Below are 22,008 nucleotides of genomic sequence, written 5' to 3' on the forward strand. Positions count from 1 at the left end.
GGTCGGTTCCGACCTCCTCGCATGGGTAGGCTAGAGGGCATGGCCAGCAGCGTTCTCCAGCTCTCAGACGTGTCCGTGACCCGGGACGGCAACGCCGTCCTCCAAGGCGTCGACTGGGCCGTTCAGCCGGACGAGCGCTGGGTCGTGCTCGGCCCCAACGGCGCGGGCAAGACCACGCTGCTGCAGATCGCGGCGGCGGCTCTCCATCCCTCCGGAGGCGAGGCCGTCGTCCTCGGCGAGACGCTCGGCCAGAGCGACCTCGCGGAGCTGCGCCCGCTGATCGGGTTCGCGTCGAGCGCCCTCGCCCGCCGCATCCCGCGCAAGGAGACCGTGCTCGACGTCGTCATGACGGCCGCGTACGCCGTGACCGGCCGCTGGAACGAGCTCTACGAGGAGATCGACGAGCGTCGCGCCCTGCGCGTGCTCGGCGAGTGGCACCTGGAGCACCTCGCGCAGCGCACCTTCGGCAGCCTGAGCGACGGCGAGCAGAAGCGCGTCCAGATCGCGCGCTCGGTGATGACCGACCCCGAGATCCTCCTCCTCGACGAGCCCGCGGCCAGCCTCGACCTGGGCGGCCGCGAGGAGCTCGTCCAGCTGCTCGGCGGCTACGCCAGCGACGCGAAGTCGCCCGCGATCGTCATGGTCACGCACCACGTGGAAGAGATCCCGCTCGGTTTCAACCGCGCCCTCCTGCTCAAGGACGGCCAGGTCTCGGCGCAGGGCCCGATCGGGGAGGTGCTCACGAGCGAGAGCCTCAGCGACACCTTCGGCGTCGACGTCGAGCTCGTCGAGACCGACGGCCGCTACACCGCGCGGGCGCGTCAGACCACCGCCGGCTGAGTCATCTGCTAAACTCGATAGCTGGCTCCCGAGTCATTCTGCCTCGTGGCGGCCGAGAGCTTTCCGCTCGCGCTTCTGTAACGCGGGCCCGACCGACCGAAACCAACGCAACAAGGAAGTCCTGATGAAGACTGGCATCCACCCCGACTACGCTCCGGTTGTTTTCCGCGACCTGGCCTCGGGTGCGACGTTCCTCACCCGCTCCACCGTCTCCAGCGAGAAGACCATCGAGTGGGAGGACGGCAACACCTACCCGGTGATCGACGTCGAGATCTCCTCCGAGTCGCACCCCTTCTACACCGGCAAGCAGCGCATCCTCGACTCGGCCGGCCGTGTCGAGAAGTTCAACTCGCGCTACAAGAACTTCGGCAAGTAAGACGCAGCGGCTCGGCCGCAGCGCACGAAGAGGCCCCCGTCGATACGACGGGGGCCTCTTCGTGCGCTGCGCCGCGTGCTCAGTAGCTGTTGTAGTTGGCGGCCGCGACGCCGATCGAGGCGATGATGATGATCGTGAAGATGATGCCGAGGAGGATCTCCGCGAAGCCGATGATGATGGCGGCGATCGCGAGACCGCGGCCCTGCTCACCGGTGCGCTTGATCTGCGAGAGGGCGACGAAGCCCAGGATGACTCCCACGACGTTGACGAAGAAGGCCAGGATGAAGCCCACGATCGCCAGGGTGTTGTAGCCGGGCTGCGCGGGCGGGGCGGCAGCGTACTGCGGCTGCTGCTGCGGCGGGAGGGGCTGAGGGTTCAGGTTGTGATCGCTCATGCCGACGACACTAGCGTTCAGCGAGTTGGGGGAGAACCCCCAGCCCGGGAGGCGGAGAGCCGCGTCCGCGCGGCGACTGCTCTGTCAGGGGACGTTTGCTGCGCGGCGCCGCACCGCGGTCGTCCCGAACCGCAGCAGACGTGGTGGCAGTCGTCCTGTACCGGAGCTGCGCCGCCGTGCTCGGCGGTCGCTGCCGGCGCTGCCGCGTCCGGTGACCGCTGTGTTACGGGACATCTGCGGGCCGGCGCCGCACCGCGGTCGTCCCGAACGGCAGCAGACGTGGCGACGGTCGTCCTGAATCGGGGTGGCGGAGGCGGTGGAGTGCGCGGCTCTGCTCAGCGCAGGGGCCAGTCGCCGGAGGCGGTGAACTCCGGATCGCGCACGCGGCGCATGTAGTCCTGGAAATCGGCGGCCTGCTCGCGGCACCAGTCGATCTGCTTGAGGTGCAGCTCCGCGGCGTCGATCGAGAGGTGCTCGGCGTGACGGAGCGCCATGGCCTGGGCGACGCGGCCCGCGGCGATCGCGTCGGCCCCGGCGTCGTGCGCGTCGGTCAGGGAGACGCCGTAATGATCGGCCGCGACAGTGAGGGTGCGCTTGCCGGGACGGAACTTGTCCACGGCGCGGTCGATGACCAGCGGGTCGACGATGGGCCCGGGGGAGTCGAGGGGCTCCACGCCGTGGCGGCGTGCCTCCCGGTCGAGCAGGGTGAAGTCGTAGGGGGCGTTGTATGCGACGACGGGGATGGCGCGGGCGAACAGCCGACGGAGCTGGTCGACGATCGCCGCGACGCCTGCGCCGGCGTCCATTCCCTTCTCCCGCGCCAGCGCGGTGGTGATGCCGTGCACCGCCGTCGCCTCGGCGGGGATCTCCACCTCCGGGTCGAGCAGCCAGTAGCGGCCGTGCACGACCTCGCCCTGCTCGTTCAGCAGACCGACGTGCGCGGTGACGATGCGGGCGGTCTCGACATCGACTCCGGTGGTCTCCAGATCGAAGACTCCGAGCTCATGGTGCCAACCCATACCGTCAGGGTACGGGGAGCGGACGACACCGCCCGGCCGCCACACCGGGCGGGTCGGCGAACCGTGGTCGCTCAGTCGCGCCGCGGCTCGATGTGCAGCCAGTAGAAGTTCTGGGTGCCGAGCGTGAGCGTGAACCGGCCGTCCTCTGCGACGGTGGGGAACTCGGCCCCGCCGAACATGTCGTAGAGAGTGCGTCCGGCGAGCTCGGGGGCGTCCAGCGTGACCGAGATGGGGTTGTGCGCGAAGGAGAACACGCACAGCACATCCTCCGGCTGGTCTCCGAAGTGGGTGCCGCTGCCCTCGTACGACCGCACGAACGCCAGCACCGACTCGTGATCCGTCTCCAGCACGCGCATGGAGCCGAGACCGAACACGGGATGGGCCTTGCGCACGTGGATGACGTTGCGCACCCAGTGCAGCAGGGAGCGTGACTGCGCGAGCTGCGCCTCCACGTTCACCTGGTTGTAGTGGTACACGAGCGACTGCACGACCGGCAGGAACAGCTTGCCCGGGTCGGCGGTGGAGAAGCCGCCGTTGCGGTCGGGCGTCCACTGCATGGGCGTGCGCGAGCTGTCGCGGTCGGGCAGCCAGATGTTGTCGCCCATCCCGATCTCGTCGCCGTAGTAGAGGAACGGGCTGCCGGCGAGCGAGAAGAGCAGAGCGTGCGCGAGCTCGAGCTCGGCGCGCGAGTTGTCGAGCAGCGGGGCCAGCCGGCGCCGGATGCCGATGTTGGCGCGCATACGCGGGTCGTACGCGTACCAGCCGTACATCGCCTGCCGGTACTCCTCGCTCACCATCTCGAGGGTGAGCTCGTCGTGATTGCGCAGGAACACGCCCCACGCCGCCCCCTCGGGGGTGTCAGTGGTCTCGGAGAGCACGCGGACCAGCTCGGTCGCCTGCTGCGAGCGGAGCGCGTAGAAGATGCGCGGCATCACGGGGAAGTCGAACGCCATGTGGCACTCGGGCTCCTCGTCGCTGCCGAAGAACGCGGCGACCTCGCGCGGCCACTGGTTGGCCTCGGCGATCATCATGCGGCCCGGGTACTCGCGGTCGACCATCTCGCGGAGCCGCTTGATGAACTCGTGCGTCGGCGGCTCGCCCTCGCCGTTGCCCTCGTCGGACTCGTAGAGGTAGGGGATGGCGTCGAGGCGGAACCCGTCGACCCCGAGGTCGAGCCAGAACCGGACGATGTCGTACATCGCGTCGTGCACGGCAGGGTTCTCGAAGTTGAGGTCGGGCTGGTGCGAGAAGAACCGGTGGAAGTAGTACTGGCGGCGCGCCTCGTCGAAGGCCCAGTTGGAATCCTCGGTGTCGACGAAGATGATGCGGATGTCCGGGTACTTGTCGTCGGTCTCGTTCCAGACGTAGAAGTCGCCGTACGGCCCCTCGGGGTCGGAGCGCGATTGCTGGAACCACTCGTGCTGGTCGGAGGTGTGGTTCATCGGCAGGTCGATGATGATGCGCATGTTGCGCTCGTGCGCCTTGGTGACCAGGTCGCGGAACTCGTCGATGGTGCCGAACTCCGGCAGGATCGCCTTGAAGTCCGACACGTCGTACCCGCCGTCGCGCAGGGGCGACTGGAAGAACGGCGGCAGCCACAGCGCGTCGATGCCCAGCCACTGGAGGTAGTCCAGTTTGGAGGTCAGGCCCGCGAGGTCGCCGGAGCCGTCTCCGTTGCTGTCGACGAACGAGCGCACCATGACCTCGTAGAAGACCGCTCGGCGGTACCACTGGGGGTCGAGGGTGAGCCCGGGCAGCGTGATGGGCGCGGTGAAACTCACGGTTCTCCTTCTGGCACGGGGCCGGATGCAAGCGGTTACAACCAGGAAAGTCTAGGGGGTGTGCGCAGTGCCCTGTCCAGTCCTCCTCGCACATTCACGGGGTGGGCGCGCGCGGCTTGCCTAGACTTGTGTGCGATGACCACCTCGACGAGGAACACAGCCTCACCATACGCCGACGCGCTCGGCCGACTACCCGTCCGTCGCGGCGAGATGGAGCTGCTGGGCGGGACGACCCGCTATTGGGACTACGGCGACCCCGAGGCAGGCGTGACGGTCGTCGTCGTGCACGGGTTCCGGGGGGACCATCACGGATTGGAGCCGGTGGTGGCGCAGCTCCCGCAGCTGCGGATGGTCTCGCCCGATCTGCCCGGTTTCGGGGAGTCGACGCCGCTGGTCGGGGCCGCCCACGACATCGAGGGCTACTCGGAGTGGCTGCGCGCCTTCGTGGCCGGGCTGGACGTGCGGGGCACCCTCGTGCTGCTCGGGCACTCGTTCGGCTCGATCGTCGTCTCCGGCGCGCTCGCCGCCCGCGGTGCCGGCGACCCGCCGCATCCTGCCTCCGTGATCCTGGTCAACCCGATCGGCCAGCCCGCGCTGAAGGGGCCGCGCGGCGTGCTCACCCGCCTGGCGATCTTCTACTACTGGCTCGCCGCTGTGCTGCCCGAGCGCCTGGGTTTCGCGCTGCTGCGCAACCGCGTGATCGTGCGCGTCATGAGCGAGGCGATGGCCAAGACCAGGGAGCCGGGCCTGCGCGCCTGGATCCACGATCAGCACCACCGGTACTTCTCCGCCTTCAGCGACCGCCGGGTCGTGCTCGAGGCGTTCCGCGCGTCGGTGTCGCACGACGTCAGCGAGTACGCCGCGCGCATCCCGGAGCCGACGCTCCTGGTCGCCGCCGTCGACGACGACATCACTCCGATCGCGGCCGAACGGCGGCTGTGCGAAGTCTTTCCCGATGCGCGGCTTGTGGAGATCGCCGGGGTCGGCCATCTCATCCACTACGAGAAGCCGGTCGAGGCGGCCGCGGCCATCCGCTCGTTCCTCACCACCGAGGAGACCGTGTGAAGATCCTGTTCGACTGCCGGTACACCCGCATCGGCCGCCACGACGGGATCAGCCGTTTCACGGCCGGGCTCGTCGCCGCCCTGGCCGAGCGCCACGCCGTCACCATGCTGATCAGCGACCATCGCCAGCTCGAGATGCTGCCGGATCTGCCGTGGGAGCTCATCGGCTCGCCGACCGCTGTCGGCGAGCCGTGGGTCGCCCGCCAGGTCAATCGGCTCTCCCCGGACATCGTGTTCACGCCCATGCAGACGATGGGCGGCTTCGGGAGGCGGTACCGCCTGGTGCTGACCGTGCACGACCTGATCTACTACCGCCACCCGACGCCGCCGCGCGACCTCCCGGCCTTCGTGCGCGGTCTGTGGCGGCTCTACCACCTCGCCTGGTGGCCGCAGCGGCTGCTGCTCAACCGGTCGGATGCGGTGGTCACCGTCTCGAAGACGACCAAGGACCTCATCGCCGAGCACCGGCTCACCCGCCGTCCGGTCTTCGTGGTGCCGAACGCGGCCGACATGCCGGCGATCGCGGACGAGCGCGCCGCGCGCCCCGCCCCGGAGTCGAAGAGCCTGGTCTACATGGGCTCGTTCATGCCGTACAAGAACGTCGACACGCTCGTGCGCGCGGTCGCCCTGCTGCCGGACTACGAGCTCCACCTGATGAGCCGGGTGGGGGAGGAGGAGAAGCAGCGGCTCGCGGCCCTCGCGCCCGGTGCCCGCCTGGTCTTCCACGACGGGGCCAGCGACGAGGAGTACGCGGAGACGCTGGCCGCCGCCACGGCGCTGGTCACCGCGTCGCGCGACGAGGGCTTCGGCATCCCGCTCGTGGAGTCGATGACGCTCGGAACGCCGGTGGTCGTCAGCGACATTCCGATCTTCCGCGAGATCGGGGGTGAAGCGGCGCTGTTCTTCGACGCCGACGCTCCCGATCAGCTCGCGGACCGGGTGCGGCACCTCGAAGAGGAGGGTGTGTGGGCGGCGCGCGCCGCGGCCTCTCGCGCGGAGGCGGCCCGCTACACCTGGGAAGCGTCCGCGGCGCACCTGCTCACGGTCCTCACGGCGACGGCGTCCCGGGCGGAGCGCCGGACGGGCGGCCGCACCCGCTGATCGAGGTCGTCGGCGGCGGCAGACGCCGCCTCCGGTCACATGACGGAGGCGGTGAGCAGGTCGCGGTCCTCCGGACCGAGGTTGAAGCGGTCGAGCCGGAGCGCTCCGTCGACATACACGAAACGGTGCACCGAGCCGTTCGGGATGACCTCGCCCGGCCCGGGGAGCGCGTGGTCCGTCACCTGCCGCACCAGTGACCCGATGACGCCGCCGTGGCTGACCACCAGGATGCTCTCGCCGGGGTGACTCTCGCCCAGTTCGACGAGGGCGGGAAGCGCGCGCTCGACGACCTGCTCGCGGGTCTCGCGCCCGGGCACGGGCGTCCCCTCGGGCCAGCGTTCGAGGATCTCGGCGCCGGTGAGACCCTCCGCCTCGCCGTAGTGCCGCTCGACCAGAGCGGGAAGCGGCGTCGGCTCCCCGAGGCCGAGGTGCGACGAGATGATGCTCGCGGTCTCGAAGGCGCGGCCCAGCGGGCTGGCGTAGATCGCGTCGAAACGTCCGCCCGCCAGGGCGCGACCGGTGGCCTCCGCCTGGGCGCGGCCGGTGTCGTTCAGCGGGATGTCGCTCGAGCCCTGGATGCGGCGGGCGAGGTTCCAGTCGGTCTGACCATGGCGAACCAGGGAGATGAGGGTCACGCGCGTCCTTTCGCAGCAGGACGCGCCGTGGCCGCGGCGACGAACGCTAGGCCAGCCGGCGGGAGAGCTCGACGAGCGTCTCCGTCGTCCCGCCCTCCAGCTTAATGGTCGCCCTCAGGTCGCCCTTGGTCTCCCCGCGGTTGACGATGACGATCGGCAGCTTGCGGCGGCGCGCCTCTTCGAGGAGGCGGATCCCCGAGTTGACGACGAGGGAGGAGCCGGCGATGAGGAGTGCGTCGGACGAGCGCACGAGCGCGCTGGCCTCCCGGTACTTCTCCGCCGGGATGAACTCGCCGAAGAAGACCACGTCGGGCTTGAGACGCCCGCCGCAGACCGTGCAGTCGGGCACCTCGAACGCGTCGACGTCGGTGACGATGGCGTCGCCGTCCGGCGCGATCTCGACCGCACCCTCCGTGTCGAGCCACGGATTGGCCGCGTCGATGCGCGCGGTGATCGCCTCGCGCGCGAAGACCTGGCCGCACACGAGGCACAGCACGCGGTCCATCGAGCCGTGCAGGTCCACGACCCGCTGCGAGCCGGCCTGCTTGTGGAGCCCGTCGACGTTCTGCGTGATGACGCCGTTGGCGACGCCGGCGGACTCGAGGGCCGCGAGCGCACGGTGGCCGTCGTTGGGGTGCGCCGCCGCGAAGCGCCGATAGCCCAGGTGGCTGCCGGCCCAGTAGCGCTTGCGGTACCGGTCGTCGGCGAGGAACTGCTGGAAGGTCATCGGGGTGCGCGTGGGGGCGCCTTCGCCGCGGTAGTCCGGGATGCCGGAGTCCGTCGACACGCCCGCGCCGGTGAGCACGGCGAAGCGGCGTCCGGCGAGCAGGGCCACGGTGTCGTCGATCCCCCGTGCGAGCTCGGGCGTCAGCTCCGTCGTCAGCGTGTTCACGGGCACCTCCAGATCGTCCCCCATCGTGAGTCTAAACACCCCAGTTTTCCGAATTGTTTCCGGGGCCTGGCAATGTGGACGCGTGCAGATCCAGCGAATCACCGACCTGAGCGCCGACGGCCTCGCCGACTACTCCCGCCTGACCGACGTCGCCTTGCGACGGATCAGCGAACCGGAGGGCGGTCTCTACATCGCCGAGTCGACCAAGGTCATCACCCGCGCCCTCGCCGCCGGGCACCGCCCGCGCTCGGTGCTGCTGCAGGAGCAGTGGCTGCCCGACGTCGAACCGCTGCTGGTGGAGCACCCGGACGTCTCGGTGTTCGTGGGCGACGCCGGCGTCCTCGAGCAGCTCACCGGCTACCACCTGCACCGTGGGGCGCTGGCGGCGATGCACCGTCCGGAGCTGCCGGACCCGCGCGACCTGCTGAAGGCCGCACGCCGAGTCGTCGTGCTGGAGGACATCGTCGACCACACCAACGTCGGGGCGATCTTCCGTTCCGTCGCCGGGCTCGGCGCGGATGCGGTGCTGGTGAGCCCGCGCTGCGCCGATCCGCTGTACCGCCGCAGCGTGCGGGTCAGCATGGGCACGGTGCTCCAGGTGCCGTGGACGCGCATCCCGGAGTGGGACGAGGCCGCGGCCATCCTGCACGACGCGGGCTTCGCCATCGCCGCCCTCGCGCTGGCCGACGACGCGGTGTCGCTCGACGACTACGCGGCCGAGGCGCCGGAGCGCGTCGCGATGGTCCTCGGGTCGGAGGGTGACGGCCTGAGCCGGCGGGCGCTGGCCGCGGCGGACACGGTGGTCACCATCCCGATGCTGCACGGTGTCGACTCCCTCAACGTCGCCTCCGCGAGCGCGGTGGCGCTCTGGGCGCTGCGGGCGCGTTCTCAGCCGTCGCCTCGATAGGGCCGCTTAGACTTCGAGGGTGTCCCCGCAAGTCCCCGTCGATCCTCCGCGCCGTCTCTCCCGCACGGTGTACCGTCGCCGCCGGTTCGTGGTGTTCGGTCTCGGCGGAGCGATCCTGCTGGCCTTCCTGTACGTCGCCGGCTCGCTGCTGACCCCGGTCCCGGCCACGGCCGCCGTCGTGTCCCATGAGAAGTCCATCGTTCAGCCTGCCGCGCAGCTCGCCTGGCCCGGGTACGGCTCGTCCGCTGTGACCGCGCCCGATTACGAGGGCGCCACCGAGTACCACGGCAGCGATGCGAGCGTGCCGATCGCGAGCGTGACGAAGGTCGTGACCGCCCTGGTCGTCCTCGACGCGAAGCCGCTGACCGGAGGCGAGCAGGGGCCGTCGATCCCGTTCACGCAGAAGGACGTCGACATCTGGAACGAGGTCATCGCGGAGGGAGGGTCGTGGGCGCCGGTGCAGGCGGGGACGACCCTCACCGAGAAGGAGGCGCTCACGGCGATGCTCCTGCCCTCGGCCAACAACTACGCGATCTCGCTCGCGAACTGGGCGTACGGCTCCCAGTCCGCCTACGTCGACGCGGCGAACACGTGGCTCGCGGCGAAGGGGTTCACCGGCACGAAGATCGTGAGTGCCGACGGCCTCGACCCGGGCAACGTGAGCTCGACGAAGGACCTCCTCGGGCTCGGGAAGCTGGTGCTCGACTCGCCCGCGCTCTCGTCGATCGTGTCGCAGAAGACGGCGACGCTCCCCGGCGCCGGCGCGCAGGACAACACCAACACCCTCCTCGGCTGGGAAGGCATCGACGGGCTGAAGACGGGCAACACCGACGAGGCGGGCAACTGCCTCCTGTTCTCGGCGGAGCTCGCGGTGGGCAACGCGAAGGTGCGCGTGCTCGGCGTCGTGCTCGGCGCGCCGACCCACGACGACCTCTGGGCCGGCGTGAAGGCGCTGCTCACGAGCGTGAAAGCCGGCTTCCACGAGGTGTCCGCCTCGACGAAGGGTCAGGTCTTCGGGTCGTACAGCACGCCGTGGAAGGCGAGCTCCGACCTGGTCGCCACGACGGCGACGACGTTCGTCGTCTGGTCCGACCGGCCGATCGAGGTCGCCGTCGAGACGCGCCGGGTGCAGTCCGGCTTCGCCGGCGACGTCATCGGGCGCGTGACCTTCACCTCGAACGGCAAGACCCAGACGGCCGAGCTCGCGCTCGCGAAGGACATCCCCGACCCGGGCTTCGGCTGGCGCCTCGCGCATCCGGGCGGCCTGGGGCTCTGAACTCGGTCAGTCCTCCGTGCGGATCAGGAACGGCCCGGCCTCCGGGCGCTTGGGCAGCACATGGTCGCCCGAGGACTGGTGGCGGATGCGCCGGACGACCCACGGCACGAGGTACTCGCGAGCCCAGGAGAGGTCCTCCGCACGGGCCTGACGCCAGGTGCGCACGGGAAGCGGCTCGGGTTCGAGGGGCTGCAGGTCGTTGGGCACGTTGAGGGCGGCCAGCACCATCCGCGCGACGGTGTGGTGGCCGAGCGGCGCGAGGTGGAGACGGTCGGGTGCCCACATGCGCTGATCCTGGATCTCGGTGAGCGCCCACTGGTCGGCCACGATGCAATCGTGCCGGGCGGCGATGGCGCGCACGTTCTCGTTGTAGATCGCGACCTTGCCGCGGATGCCGCGGAAGACGGGGGAGAAGCCGACGTCGACGCCCGTGAAGACCACGATCGTGGCTCCGTCGCGGCTGAGCCGGGTCACGGCCTCGTCGAACAGCACGGCGATCTGATCGGGGTCGGTGCCGGGACGGATCACGTCGTTGCCGCCCGCCGAGATGGTGATGAGATCGGGTCGGAGCGCCAGGGCGGGCGCGACCTGCTCGTCCAGGATCTGCTTGATCAGCTTGCCGCGCACTGCGAGGTTGGCGTACGCGAAGTCGTCCGTCTGGCTGCTCAGCACTTCCGCCACGCGGTCGGCCCAGCCGCGGTGGCCGCCGGGGCTGGCGGGCTCGGGGTCGCCGATGCCCTCCGTGAAGGAGTCGCCGAGGGCGACATAGCGGGACCAGGGGTGCTGCGCTTCGACCATTCCTCCATTCTGCATCCGACCGGTCCCGCGACGCGGATGTCGGGGCCAGCGGGTAGATTTGATCCACGTGGAAACGACAGCTGCCTCCCTCCCCGGGTTCGAGCCGGGCCCTGAATCGGGCGCCGATGCGTCGGCTGTGGGAGTGCATGCCGGAAGCTTCGCCGCCGAGCATCTGTCGCCCTCGTTCCCGGAGCGCGCCGCGTGGGGAACCGCGGGCAAGCTGCGTGCCTGGCAGGCCGAGGCGCTCGACGCGTACTTCCAGAACGAGCCCCGCGACTTCCTCGCGGCGGCGACGCCGGGCGCGGGCAAGACCACGTTTGCACTGCGTCTCGCGACCGAGCTGCTGGCCCGCCGCACGATCGAGCGCGTCACCGTCGTCGCTCCCACCGAGCACCTCAAGCGGCAGTGGGCGGAGGCCGCCTCGCGCGTCGGGCTCAACCTCGACCCGGACTTCCGGAACGCCGACGGCCGCTACGCCCGACACTACAAAGGTGTCGCCGTCACCTACGCGCAGGTCGCCATGCGGCCGAGCCTCCACAAGGACATCACCGAGGCGAGCCGGACCCTCGTCATCCTCGACGAAGTGCACCACGGCGGCGACGCACTCAGCTGGGGCGACGGCATCCGCGACGCGTTCGAGCGGGCGACCCGTCGGCTGTCGCTGACGGGGACGCCGTTCCGCTCCGACACGGCACCCATCCCGTTCGTCACCTACCTGCCCGACAAGCAGGGCATCCGCACGTCGCTCACCGACTACAACTACGGCTACGGGCGCGCTCTCGCCGACGGCGTCGTGCGGCCCGTCATCTTCATGGTCTACGCCGGCCACATGCGCTGGCGCACGAAGACCGGCGACGAGATGGAGGCGCGGCTCGGCGAGGGCAACACCAAAGACATCACGTCGCAGGCGTGGCGCACCGCGCTCGATCCGCGCGGCGAATGGATCCCCGCCGTGCTCAGCGCAGCCGACCGCCGCCTGACCGAGGTGCGCGGCGCCATCCCGGACGCGGGCGGGTTGGTCATCGCGACCGACCACTACGCGGCGCGGGCGTACGCCGACATCCTGCAGCGGATCACCGGGGAGCCCGTGACGGTCGTCCTCTCGGACGAGAAGGAGGCGAGCGACCGGATCGAGGAGTTCTCGAAGGGCGCCTCGCGCTGGATGGTCGCCGTGCGGATGGTGTCGGAGGGCGTCGACGTCCCGCGGCTCGCCGTCGGCGTGTACGCGACGAGCGCCTCCACCCCGCTGTTCTTCGCCCAGGCGATCGGCCGCTTCGTGCGCGCCCGTCGTCGCGGGGAGACGGCCTCGGTCTTCCTGCCGAACGTGCCGGCGCTGATGTCGCTCGCGAGCGCGCTGGAGCTGGAGCGGGACCACGCTCTCGACCGGATCACCGACGAGAACGCCGAGGGCGACCTGTGGAACCCCGAGGACGCGATGGTCGCCGACGCCAACCGCGAGGAGCGGGCGTCGGAGGCGCTGACAGAGGAGTTCGCGTTCGAGGCGCTCGGGTCGGAGGCCAACTTCGACAGGGTGGTGTTCGACGGCCGGGAGTTCGGCAGCTTCGCCGTCCCCGGCACCGACGAGGAGCACGACTTCATCGGGCTCCCCGGCATCCTGGAACCCGACCAGGTGCACGAACTGCTCATGCAGCGGCAGCAGCGCCAGGCCCGGCGTGCCTCCTCGCGGCCGGCCGACGCCGACGGGCACGCCCCGGCGCCGCTCCATCGCACGCTCAAGGAGCAACGGCAGCTGCTCAACAGCCTCGTCGGCCTCTACTCGAAGAACGCGGGCGAGCCGCACGGCCTCATCCACGCGGAGCTGCGACGCGTGTGCGGCGGCCCCGCCGTCGCCCAGGCGAGTGTGTCGCAGCTTCAGGCCCGGATCGAGTACCTGCGCAAACGGCTCGGCCGGCACTGAGCCGACCGAGCCGCGCGCGGGTGACGGGCGCTCAGATGACGCCGAGGGCGAGCATCGCGTCGGCGACCCGCACGAAGCCCGCGACATTGGCCCCCAGGACGTAGTCGCCCGGCTCACCGTACTCGGCGGCCGTCTCGGCGCAGCTGTCGTGGATGTTGGCCATGATTTCGGCGAGGCGCTGCTCGGCGTAGTCGAACGACCACGCGTCGCGCGACGCATTCTGCTGCATCTCTAGCGCGGACGTCGCGACGCCTCCGGCGTTCGCCGCCTTGCCCGGCGCGAACAGCACGCCCGCGGCACGGAGCACGTTCACCGCATCCGGCGTGCACGGCATGTTGGCACCTTCGACGACCGCGGCGACACCGTGGGCCGCGAGAGTGGTCGCGGCCGTGGCGTCGAGCTCGTTCTGGGTGGCGCACGGCATCGCGACGTCGACCCTGGTCGAGGCCGCGAGCGCCCAGATGTCGCCGTTGGCGTGGTACTCGGCCGCCCCTCCGCGGCGTGCCGCGTACTCGCTGAGTCGGCCGCGCTCGACCTCCTTGATCTGCCGCAGCAGAGGGAGGTCGATCCCGGCCGGGTCGTGCACCACGCCGGAGGAGTCGGAGCAGGCGATCACGGTGCCACCGAGCTGGTGCACCTTCTCGATCGCGTAGATCGCCACATTGCCCGAACCCGAGACCAGCACGCGGGCGCCGTCGAGGTCGCGGCCGCGCGTGGCCAGCATCCGCTGAGCGAAGAACACCGCGCCGTAGCCCGTCGCCTCGGTGCGGACGAGGGAGCCGCCCCAGCCGATGCCCTTGCCGGTCAGCACGCCCGACTCGTACCGGTTGGTGATGCGCTTGTACTGCCCGAACAGGTAGCCGATCTCGCGACCACCCACACCGATGTCACCGGCGGGGACGTCGGTGTGCTCGCCCAGGTGCCGGTACAGCTCCGTCATGAAGGACTGGCAGAACCGCATGATCTCAGCGTCGGACTTGCCCTTGGGGTCGAAGTCGCTGCCGCCCTTGCCGCCGCCGATGGGGAGCCCGGTCAGTGCGTTCTTGAAGATCTGCTCGAAACCGAGGAACTTCACCGTGCCCAGCGTGACGCTCGGGTGGAACCGCAGCCCGCCCTTGTACGGACCGAGCGCCGAGTTGAACTCGACCCGGAATCCGCGGTTCACGCGGACGCGCCCGTCGTCGTCGGTCCACGGCACCCGGAAGATCAGCTGCCGTTCCGGCTCGGTGAGCCGTTCCAGCACCGCCGCCTCGGCGTACCGGGGGTGACGGTCGATGACCGGCCCGAGCGAACCGAACACCTCCCGCGTCGCCTGATGGAATTCGGGTTCCCCGGCGTTGCGCCGGAGGACGTCGTCGAGCAGGGAGGAGAGAGCCGTCGTCAAGCGGAAACCTTCTTTCGCACAAGATTTCTGAGTCTACTCTCATGTTTCCGGGAGGTTACGGCGGGGTGCGGGTCGGCGGGGAATCTCTCTAGGCTGGACCTCATGGCGGAGACCACGACCCCTCGACAGCACCCGGGCGAGCCCCACCGTGAAGGTCTGGCCCAGCGTCTCAACTGGCTGCGCGCGGGCGTGCTCGGGGCGAACGACGGGATCGTCTCCGTCGCGGCGGTGGTGGTCGGTGTCGCGGGGGCGACACCCGCGACACCCGCGATCCTGACGGCGGGGCTCGCGGCGCTCGTCGGAGGGGCGATCTCGATGGCCCTGGGGGAGTACGTGTCGGTGAGCAGCCAGCGCGACAGCGAGCACGCGTTGATCGCGAAGGAGCGGCGCGAACTGGCGGAGATGCCGGAGGAGGAGTTCGAGGAGCTCGTCGGCCTGTGGGAGGCGAAGGGACTCCAGCCGCAGACGGCTCGGCAGGTCGCCACGGAGCTGACCGAGCGGGACGCGCTGTCGGCGCACCTCTCGGTGGAGCTGGGGATCGACCAGGACGACGTGGTGAGTCCGTGGCACGCGGCGCTGGCCTCGGCGGTCGCCTTCACGATCGGCGGCATCCTGCCGCTGCTGACCATCCTGCTGCCGGAGGCGCTGCGCATCCCGGTCACCTTCGTAGTGGTGCTGGTGGCGCTGGCGATCACCGGCTACGTCGCCGCCTGGATCGGCGGCAGCCCGCGCGGGCGGGCGATGCTGCGCGTCGTGATCGGCGGGGCGCTCGCACTGGCGGCGACGTTCGCGATCGGGGCGATGCTGGGCACGACGGGCGTGGTCTAGCCACACGGTTCAGCCCCACGCCCGCGTCACCGGAAGTCGCGGGAGGCCGTGCGCATGCCCGTCTGCAGTGGCTCCAGCCGGTCGGCGATCACGTTGACCACCCCTTCCTCACTGCGCTCCAGGATGCCGCGCACGATCATCGCGGGCGCCTGACGCGCCACCCGGCGGTACCGGTTCCACACCCCGACCGGGCAGACCACGTTGACCAGACCGGTCTCGTCCTCCAGGTTGAGGAAGGTGACCCCGGCCGCCGTGGCCGGCCGCTGCCGGTGGGTGACGACGCCGCCGACCTCGATGCGGCGGCCGGACTCCGAGGTGGCGAGCATCGCGGCGGTGCGCACCCCGCGGGAGGCCAGGGCCGGGCGCAGGAAGCGGATCGGATGGTCGTCGGTCGAGATACCCGTCGCCCACAGATCGCTCGCGAGCTGTTCCGCCGGGCTCAGCAGGGGGAGCAGTGGCGGCTGCACGGTGATCGCCGTGCCGGGCAGATACTCCGCCTTCTCCTGGGCGGCGCTGCCCGCCTCCCAGATCGCCTGCCGCCGGTCGAGCCCGAAGCCCCCGAACGCGCCCGCCGCGGCGAGCGCCTCCAGCTGCGCGGTCGTCAGCCCGACCCGCCGGGAGAGGTCGGCGAGGTCGCGGTACGGGCCGTGCTCCTCGCGCTCGGCGACGATCCGCTCGGCCAGCTTCTCGCCGATGGAGGTGACCCCGGCGAGGCCGAGCCGCACGGCGTGTCCCGCGTCGCGGCGATGGGCGGAGTGGTCGAGCGGCTCGGCCGGGTCGAACGGGGCGATCGGCGGCTGCTCGGTCACGAGGCACGGGTCCGTGCCGGTCGGGCCGGGGTGCGCGGCGTCGAGCGGTTCGAGCAGCGGGAAGACGCCGGAGCGGTGGATGTCCGGCCGGTGCACGACGACGCCGTGCCGCCGGGCGTCGGCCGTGAGGGTGCGCGGCGAGTAGAAGCCCATCGGCTGTGCGCGCAGCAACGCGGCGAGGAACGCGCCCGGGTAGTGCAGCTTCATCCACGAGCTCACGTAGACCAGCAGGGCGAAGCTGATCGCGTGGCTCTCGGCGAAGCCGAAGTTGGCGAACGCCTCGATCTTGGCGTAGATCGCGTCGGCGTCGGCGCCGGTGATGCCGTTGTGCTCCATGCCCGCGTAGAGCTTCGAGCGCAGCCGGTCGATCTTCTCCACGCCGCGCTTGGAGCCCATCGCGCGGCGCAGCAGGTCGGCGTCCTCCGCGGTGCAGTCGCCGACCGCGACCGCCATCTGCATCAGCTGCTCCTGGAACAGCGGAACCCCCAGTGTGCGCTTCAGCACGGGCTCGAGCGCGGGATGCAGGTAGGTCACCTCCTCCTGGCCGAGCTTGCGGCGGATGTACGGATGCACGGCGCCGCCCTGGATGGGGCCGGGGCGGATGAGCGCGATCTCGATCACGAGGTCGTAGAACGAGCGCGGCCGCAGCCGGGGGAGTGTGCCGATCTGCGCTCGGCTCTCCACCTGGAACACGCCGATGGAGTCGGCACGGCAGAGCATGTCGTAGACGCCCTGCTCCTCTTTCGGGATGCTCTCCAGCGTCCACTGCTCGCCCAGCGCCGATGCGATGGTGCGCATGCCGTAGTCGAGCGCGCTCAGCATCCCGAGCCCGAGCAGGTCGAACTTGACCAGGCCCATCCAGGCGCAGTCGTCCTTGTCCCACTGCAGTACGGTTCGGCCCTGCATGCGGGCGTGCTCGATCGGGCACACCTCGCCGACGGGACGGTCGGTGAGCACCATGCCGCCCGAGTGGATGCCGAGGTGCCGGGGGAACTTCAGCACCTGCTGCGCCAGCTCCACCACCGGCTCCGGGATGTCGTGGTCGTCGGTGGCTTCGACGTGCGACCAGGAATCGATCTGCTTGCTCCAGGCGTCCTGCTGGCCGGTGGAGTGGCCGAGCGCCTTCGCCATGTCGCGCACCGCGTTCTTGGGGCGGTAGGTGATCACGTTCGCGACCTGGGCGGCGTTGTGCCGGCCGTACTTCGCGTAGACGTACTGGATGACCTCCTCCCGCCGGTCGGAGTCGAAGTCGACGTCGATGTCGGGCTCCTCCTCGCGCATGCTGGAGAGGAACCGCTCGAACGGCAGGTCGTACTTGATCGAGTCGACCGCGGTGATCCCGAGCAGGTACACGACCGCCGAGTTGGCCGCCGAGCCGCGGCCCTGGCAGAGGATCCCCTGACTGCGGGCGAACCGCACGATGTCGTAGACGATCAGGAAGTAGCCGGGGAAGTCTTTGGCCTCGATGACGTCGAGCTCGCGTTCGATGCGCTCCCGCCACCGGGGGTGGGCGTCGAGGTCGGGGTAGCGTTCGGCGGCGCCGCGCCAGGTCAGCTCGCGCAGCCAGCTCATCGGGGTGTGCCCCTCCGGAACCTCCTGCTGGGGCAGTCGGGGCCGGGCGCTGCGCAGCCGGAAGGAGAGGTCGTCCGCCACCTCCACGGTGCGCTCCACCGCGCCGGGGTAGCGGGAGAACCGGGCTGCCATCTCGCGCCCGCTGCGCAGGTGGGCGGCGGCCGAGGCGGGCAGCCAGCCGTCCATCTCGTCCAGGCTGCGCCGCGCGCGCACCGCCGAGATCGCGGTAGCCAGCGGGTACTGCGCGGGGGAGGCGTAGTGGACGTTGTTGGTGGCCACCACCGGCAGCCCGAGGCGGTCGGCGATGCGGGCGAGGGCATCGTTGTCGGTGGTGTCGTGCGGGTTGCCCTGGTCGATCAGCTCGACCAGCACGTTGTCCCGGCCGAACAGCTCCGCCAGCCGGGCCGCCTCGTGCTCGGCCGCGCGCTCGCCCCGCTCCGCCAGCGCGAGGCGCACGTCGCCTTTGCGGCAACCGGTCAGCACCATCCAGTCGCCCGCGGCCTGCTCGGCCAGTTCGGGCAGCCGGTAGACCGGGCGGCCCTTCTCGCCGCCCGCGAGCTGGCCGGCGGTGATCGCCGCCGCGAGGCGGTGGTAGCCCTCCTGGCGGCGGGCGAGCACCACGAGGTGGCTGCCCTCGGGGTCGGCCTCGCCGTTCTGCGGGCGGCTGAGCGCGAGCGACAGCTCGGCGCCGTACACCGTCTTCACCCGCTCGTAGGCTTCGGCGGCCTCGGCCAGGTGGACCGCGCCGTAGAAGCCGTCGTGGTCGGTGAGCGCGAGCCCGTGCAGCCGCAGCCGGGTCGCCTCCTCCAGCAGCTCCTCGGGCGAACTCGCCCCGTCGAGGAAGCTGAAGTTGCTGTGCGCGTGCAGCTCGGCGTAGGGGACGTGGCCGATCTCCGGCTCCTCCGGCATGGGCTGCGGCACGTACGTCTGCCGCTTGCGCGAGGAGGGGCGCTCGACCGGCTGCTCCCCGGTGCGGCGCCCGGAGAGCCGGCGCTCGAACTCGGCCCACGGGATCGGCGGGTTGTTCCAGCCCATCAGCGCCGCCCCTCCCGTGCGCGTGCGGGCACCGCCGCCGCGGGGACGCATTCCGCCGCTTCGAGCGCCGGATACCGGCGATTCGCGACCCCGCTGTCGACGACCATGGGGAACACGCGGCTAGTCATAGCGCGCCTCCGCGAACCAGCCTCCGGAGGCGAGGCGGAGGAGCCACGCGGTGCCGTCGGCGTCGACCAGCTGGAACCGGTGCATGGCGCGGGCGAGGGTGGCGTCCCACCAGCGCTCCCGCACCGGCCAGGGGCCGGCCCACGACGCGACCTCCCGGGCGTCGCGCAGGGCCCCGGTGGGGGAGAAGAGGACGATCGGTGCGGTGAGGTCGCCGCGGTCGCTCACGTCGACCGTCGCGCCCTCCTCGGTCAGGACCGCGACCGGCCGCGGCACCTCGAACACGGTGGACGGCGCGGGGGCGGGCAGCGACCCCGGCCAGGGCTGCTCGGCCCGGGAGGCGCCCACCGGCCGGTCGCCCCACGGCACCAGCACCTGCCGCTCCGTGAGCCCGCGCCCGCCGCCGATCGTCGCCGTGAGCACGGCCTCGTGCCCCAGCATGCTCTGCACCCGGGTGAGGCCGTGGTGGATGCGCTCGTCGGCGCCGCCGCCCCACAGGCCGTCCTCGTGGTGGCCGATGTCGTCCACCGCTTCCGGTACGAGCCCCACCCGCACGATCGGCGAGGCGAGGCCGGGCTCCGCGCCGCCGGAGCCCTGCAGCTGCCAGCGCACCCGGTCGACGACGTCGCCCGGCGAGAACAGGCGCGGGTGCAGCCAGCTGCGCTCGCTGATGCGCCCGGACTCGTCGGCGACCTCCACCCGCAGCGTCGTGCAGACGAGCCCGGCCTTGGTCAGGGCGGCGACGAACTGCTCGGCGGTCCCGCGCACGGCGAAGGCGACCTGGTCGACCCGGTCGAGGGGAGGCTCGAACTCGATGGTGCGGTCCAGCTGCGCCGGCGGTGTGCGCGGCACGACCGCGGCGCCGTCGAATCCGCCGGCGAGGTCGTGCGCATGCTCGCCGCGCTCCCCGAACCGCTCGCGCACGTCGACCCGGTCGAGGGCGGCGAGGTCGCCGAGGGTGTGCAGGCCGAGCCGGCGCAGCAGCGGGGTCAGCTCCGTCAGACCGAGCTGGGCGACCGGCAGCGGGGCGAGGAAGGCGGGGGAGCCGCCGGGCGCGATCACCCGCACCCGGGAGGTGCCGGTGGAGCGTGCGGCCTGCCCGGCGGCGAACGGACCGTCGGCGATGCCGGCGCGGGCGTCCGGCAGTCCCAGCCCTTCCAGGCAGCGCAGCAGCTCGGCGGCGGCGGCCTCCTCGCCGCCGTAGTAGCGGGCCGGGCCGCGCGCCCGTAGCACGCAGGTGCCGGGTCGGACCGGCTGCACGCCGGGCGCGATCTCCTCGATCGCCGCCAGCACCGGCTCGAAGGCGCGCTCGTCGAGCACGGGGTCGTAGGGCAGCACCTCCAGCTGCGGGCAGCGCGACTGCGCCTCGCGCATGCGGAGGCCGCGCCGCACGCCGTCGGCGCGGGCTGCGGCGGAGCAGGCGAAGACGACGCCCTTGTGCATCAGGGCGACCGGGGCGTCGTCGGCCAGCTCCGCGTCGGCACGCAGCGCGGCGAGCACGGGCCAGTCCGGGCACCAGAGCACGATCGCGCGGGTGACCTCGCGCATCTAGCCCACCGCCTCCAGCCGGGTCGGACCCGACGGACGGAAGCTCTCGTCGGGTGCGGGCAGCCACAGCTCAGCCCGGCGGCGCGGCCCCGACCCGCCGCGCGGCGCCGACTCGACGGTCACCCGCCGCGACGAGAGATAGCCCGCCCCGGCGCCGAGGCCGTCCCATCCGCTGCGCGCGACGGAGAGCGTCGCCTCGGCCTGCGGCCAGTCACCCGCGACGATCAGCGTCGCCTCCCGCTGCCGCAGACGGGCGCTCAGCCGGGCGACGTCCCCGTCCTTCGCGCGGGCGGGAGGGGCGATCGCCACGACCGAGAGCACGTCGACGACGGCCGCCGTGACCGTGAGCCACTGGTCGCCCGGATGCGGCACGAGCACGAGCCGCTCCAGGTCGATCCCGAACCGTCCGGCCGCTTCCGCGCCGAAGTCGGGCATCCCCACGACCCCGCACCACGCGCCCGCGGCGCTGGGTCCGGCGAGCAGCGCCATCAGCAGGGTGGTCGAGCCGTGGACCGCGTACGCGGCTCCCGCCTTGAGCGCCCCGCCGGGCAGCAGCGGCCCGAGCGCGGGGTGCGTCTCGAACGTGCGGCTCTCCAGCTTCGTCGCCTGCATCTGCCGGATGCGCGACTGCAGCTCGTGCACCTGCGCCCGGTCGACGACCGGATCGGCGAAGGCGGGAGCGGAGGCCGGGGACATGGCTCTATTTTCGAACATATGTTCGAACAGCGCAAATGCATTTTGGGGTGCGAACGCTGTGCGCAGCGGGACTCGTCCGCCCGGCGGGCGGGAGGGGCGACGGCGCAGCCGCCCGGCGTCGCCGACCCTACGCCGGCTCGGTGACGAAGTCGATCAGCTGCTCGACCCGGCCGAGCAGTTCGGGCTCCAGGTCGGCGAAAGTGCGCACCTGGCCCAGGATGCGCTTCCATGCGCGCGCGATGTCCGCCTGGCTCTCGTGGGGCAGGCCGAGTGCGGCGCAGATGCCGCGCTTCCACTCGATCGAGCGCGGGATGGTCGGCCACGCCTCCAGCCCGACCCGAGAGGGCTTCACCGCCTGCCAAATGTCGACGAACGGGTGCCCGACCACGAGCACGTGCTCGCCGTACGGCCCGCGGGCGACCTTCTCGGCGATCCGGCTCTCCTTCGATCCGGCGACCAGGTGGTCGACCAGCACGCCGATGCGGCGGCCGCGGGTGGGGGCGAACTCGCGCACGATCGCGTCGAGGTCGTCGACGCCCTCCAGGTATTCGACCACGACACCCTCGACGCGCAGGTCGTCGCCCCACACGCGTTCGACGAGCTCGGCGTCGTGCCGGCCCTCCACGAAGATGCGGCTCGCGCGGGCGACGCGTGCCTTCTGCTCGCCGACCGAGAAGGAGCCGGACGCGGTGCGGCCACGTCCGTCGGCCGTGCGCTTCGGGACCACCAGCCGCACGGGCTCCCCGTCGATCAGGAACGCCGAGCCGAGGGGGAACACCCGCTTCGTCCCGAAGTAGTCCTCCAGTTCGACGGTCTGCGCCTCCAGCCGGGTGACGGCGCCGCAGAAACCGGTCGCCGCCTCCTCGACCACGAGATCACGCACCGCCTCCACATCGGGAACGGGCTTCTTGCCGGCCGTTCTCCATCCGGGGGCCAGCACATCGGATCCGTAGCGATCGTCCATCACCCCAGGAGGCTATGCGACGTGGCTGGGCGACGGGGGGAGCCA

The 22,008-nt window shown here is 71.4% G+C and carries 19 protein-coding genes; 8 read left to right on the forward strand and 11 right to left on the reverse strand.

What is annotated here, in order from left to right; all coding sequences use genetic code 11:
- The first annotated feature begins 39 nt into the window (after positions 1 to 39).
- The gene (locus tag LLS1_RS16965; RefSeq protein ID WP_226657403.1) at positions 40 to 840 is read left to right on the forward strand and encodes an ABC transporter ATP-binding protein; all 801 of its coding nucleotides are present in this window, start codon (positions 40 to 42) and stop codon (positions 838 to 840) included.
- A 124-nt stretch (positions 841 to 964) separates the two neighbouring features.
- Positions 965 to 1,216, forward strand: coding sequence for a type B 50S ribosomal protein L31 (locus tag LLS1_RS16970; RefSeq protein ID WP_223356530.1), 252 nt, complete (start codon positions 965 to 967; stop codon positions 1,214 to 1,216).
- A 79-nt stretch (positions 1,217 to 1,295) separates the two neighbouring features.
- Here LLS1_RS16970 and LLS1_RS16975 read toward each other — a convergent pair whose 3' ends face one another.
- The 3 genes from LLS1_RS16975 to treS form a co-directional block, all read right to left on the reverse strand.
- Positions 1,296 to 1,610: a DUF4190 domain-containing protein gene (locus LLS1_RS16975; RefSeq protein ID WP_226657404.1), complete on the reverse strand. Its 315-nt coding sequence runs from the start codon at positions 1,608 to 1,610 to the stop codon at positions 1,296 to 1,298.
- Between the two features lie 335 nt (positions 1,611 to 1,945).
- Positions 1,946 to 2,629, reverse strand: a complete 684-nt coding sequence (locus tag LLS1_RS16980; protein WP_223356525.1) for a 3'-5' exonuclease — start codon at positions 2,627 to 2,629, stop codon at positions 1,946 to 1,948.
- Positions 2,630 to 2,700: 71 nt separating this feature from the next.
- The gene (gene treS, locus LLS1_RS16985; RefSeq protein ID WP_223356522.1) at positions 2,701 to 4,410 is read right to left on the reverse strand and encodes a maltose alpha-D-glucosyltransferase; all 1,710 of its coding nucleotides are present in this window, start codon (positions 4,408 to 4,410) and stop codon (positions 2,701 to 2,703) included.
- A gap of 135 nt (positions 4,411 to 4,545) precedes the next feature.
- Here treS and LLS1_RS16990 point away from each other — a divergent pair, with 135 nt between their 5' ends.
- Together LLS1_RS16990 and LLS1_RS16995 are read left to right on the forward strand one after the other, a co-directional pair.
- Positions 4,546 to 5,475 carry an alpha/beta fold hydrolase gene (locus LLS1_RS16990; RefSeq protein WP_226657406.1) on the forward strand — a complete coding sequence of 310 codons (930 nt, stop codon included), beginning with the start codon at positions 4,546 to 4,548 and terminating at the stop codon, positions 5,473 to 5,475.
- Positions 5,472 to 6,575: a glycosyltransferase family 1 protein gene (locus LLS1_RS16995; RefSeq protein ID WP_226657407.1), complete on the forward strand. Its 1,104-nt coding sequence runs from the start codon at positions 5,472 to 5,474 to the stop codon at positions 6,573 to 6,575. The genes LLS1_RS16990 and LLS1_RS16995 overlap by 4 nt, the downstream gene beginning before the upstream one ends.
- 35 nt (positions 6,576 to 6,610) lie before the next feature.
- Here the strand turns inward: LLS1_RS16995 and LLS1_RS17000 are convergent, their stop codons facing one another.
- Both LLS1_RS17000 and LLS1_RS17005 read right to left on the reverse strand, forming a co-directional pair.
- On the reverse strand, positions 6,611 to 7,210 hold the full coding sequence (locus LLS1_RS17000; RefSeq protein WP_223356516.1) for a histidine phosphatase family protein: 600 nt from the start codon (positions 7,208 to 7,210) through the stop codon (positions 6,611 to 6,613).
- A gap of 46 nt (positions 7,211 to 7,256) precedes the next feature.
- Entirely contained in the window at positions 7,257 to 8,126 is an 870-nt protein-coding gene (locus LLS1_RS17005; protein WP_223356514.1) for a Sir2 family NAD-dependent protein deacetylase, read from the reverse strand.
- Positions 8,127 to 8,184: 58 nt separating this feature from the next.
- On the opposite strand from LLS1_RS17005, the gene LLS1_RS17010 reads away from it, so the two are divergent.
- Positions 8,185 to 9,009, forward strand: a complete 825-nt coding sequence (locus LLS1_RS17010) for an RNA methyltransferase (RefSeq protein ID WP_226657409.1) — start codon at positions 8,185 to 8,187, stop codon at positions 9,007 to 9,009.
- 19 nt (positions 9,010 to 9,028) lie between these two features.
- Positions 9,029 to 10,285: a D-alanyl-D-alanine carboxypeptidase family protein gene (locus tag LLS1_RS17015; protein WP_226657411.1), complete on the forward strand. Its 1,257-nt coding sequence runs from the start codon at positions 9,029 to 9,031 to the stop codon at positions 10,283 to 10,285.
- A gap of 6 nt (positions 10,286 to 10,291) precedes the next feature.
- Here LLS1_RS17015 and LLS1_RS17020 read toward each other — a convergent pair whose 3' ends face one another.
- Positions 10,292 to 11,083 carry an SGNH/GDSL hydrolase family protein gene (locus LLS1_RS17020; protein WP_223356501.1) on the reverse strand — a complete coding sequence of 264 codons (792 nt, stop codon included), beginning with the start codon at positions 11,081 to 11,083 and terminating at the stop codon, positions 10,292 to 10,294.
- Between the two features lie 142 nt (positions 11,084 to 11,225).
- Here LLS1_RS17020 and LLS1_RS17025 point away from each other — a divergent pair, with 142 nt between their 5' ends.
- Positions 11,226 to 13,001 (forward strand): DEAD/DEAH box helicase, encoded by a 1,776-nt coding sequence (locus tag LLS1_RS17025; protein WP_226657495.1) that lies wholly within the window; start codon positions 11,226 to 11,228, stop codon positions 12,999 to 13,001.
- 31 nt (positions 13,002 to 13,032) lie between these two features.
- Here LLS1_RS17025 and gdhA read toward each other — a convergent pair whose 3' ends face one another.
- Entirely contained in the window at positions 13,033 to 14,385 is a 1,353-nt protein-coding gene (gene gdhA, locus LLS1_RS17030) for an NADP-specific glutamate dehydrogenase (protein WP_226657412.1), read from the reverse strand.
- A 102-nt stretch (positions 14,386 to 14,487) separates the two neighbouring features.
- On the opposite strand from gdhA, the gene LLS1_RS17035 reads away from it, so the two are divergent.
- Positions 14,488 to 15,213 carry a VIT family protein gene (locus tag LLS1_RS17035; protein ID WP_226657414.1) on the forward strand — a complete coding sequence of 242 codons (726 nt, stop codon included), beginning with the start codon at positions 14,488 to 14,490 and terminating at the stop codon, positions 15,211 to 15,213.
- Between the two features lie 26 nt (positions 15,214 to 15,239).
- Here LLS1_RS17035 and LLS1_RS17040 read toward each other — a convergent pair whose 3' ends face one another.
- From LLS1_RS17040 to LLS1_RS17055, 4 genes are all read right to left on the reverse strand, one after another.
- Positions 15,240 to 18,629 carry an error-prone DNA polymerase gene (locus tag LLS1_RS17040; RefSeq protein ID WP_226657497.1) on the reverse strand — a complete coding sequence of 1,130 codons (3,390 nt, stop codon included), beginning with the start codon at positions 18,627 to 18,629 and terminating at the stop codon, positions 15,240 to 15,242.
- Between the two features lie 120 nt (positions 18,630 to 18,749).
- Positions 18,750 to 20,303: a DNA polymerase Y family protein gene (locus LLS1_RS17045; RefSeq protein WP_226657416.1), complete on the reverse strand. Its 1,554-nt coding sequence runs from the start codon at positions 20,301 to 20,303 to the stop codon at positions 18,750 to 18,752.
- Positions 20,304 to 20,999: a hypothetical protein gene (locus tag LLS1_RS17050; protein WP_226657417.1), complete on the reverse strand. Its 696-nt coding sequence runs from the start codon at positions 20,997 to 20,999 to the stop codon at positions 20,304 to 20,306.
- 127 nt (positions 21,000 to 21,126) lie between these two features.
- Positions 21,127 to 21,963, reverse strand: a complete 837-nt coding sequence (locus LLS1_RS17055) for a DUF3097 domain-containing protein (RefSeq protein ID WP_226657498.1) — start codon at positions 21,961 to 21,963, stop codon at positions 21,127 to 21,129.
- Between the last annotated feature and the right edge of the window lie 45 nt (positions 21,964 to 22,008).

Source organism: Leifsonia sp. LS1 (assembly GCF_020521355.1).
Taxonomy (GTDB): Bacteria; Actinomycetota; Actinomycetes; order Actinomycetales; family Microbacteriaceae; genus Leifsonia.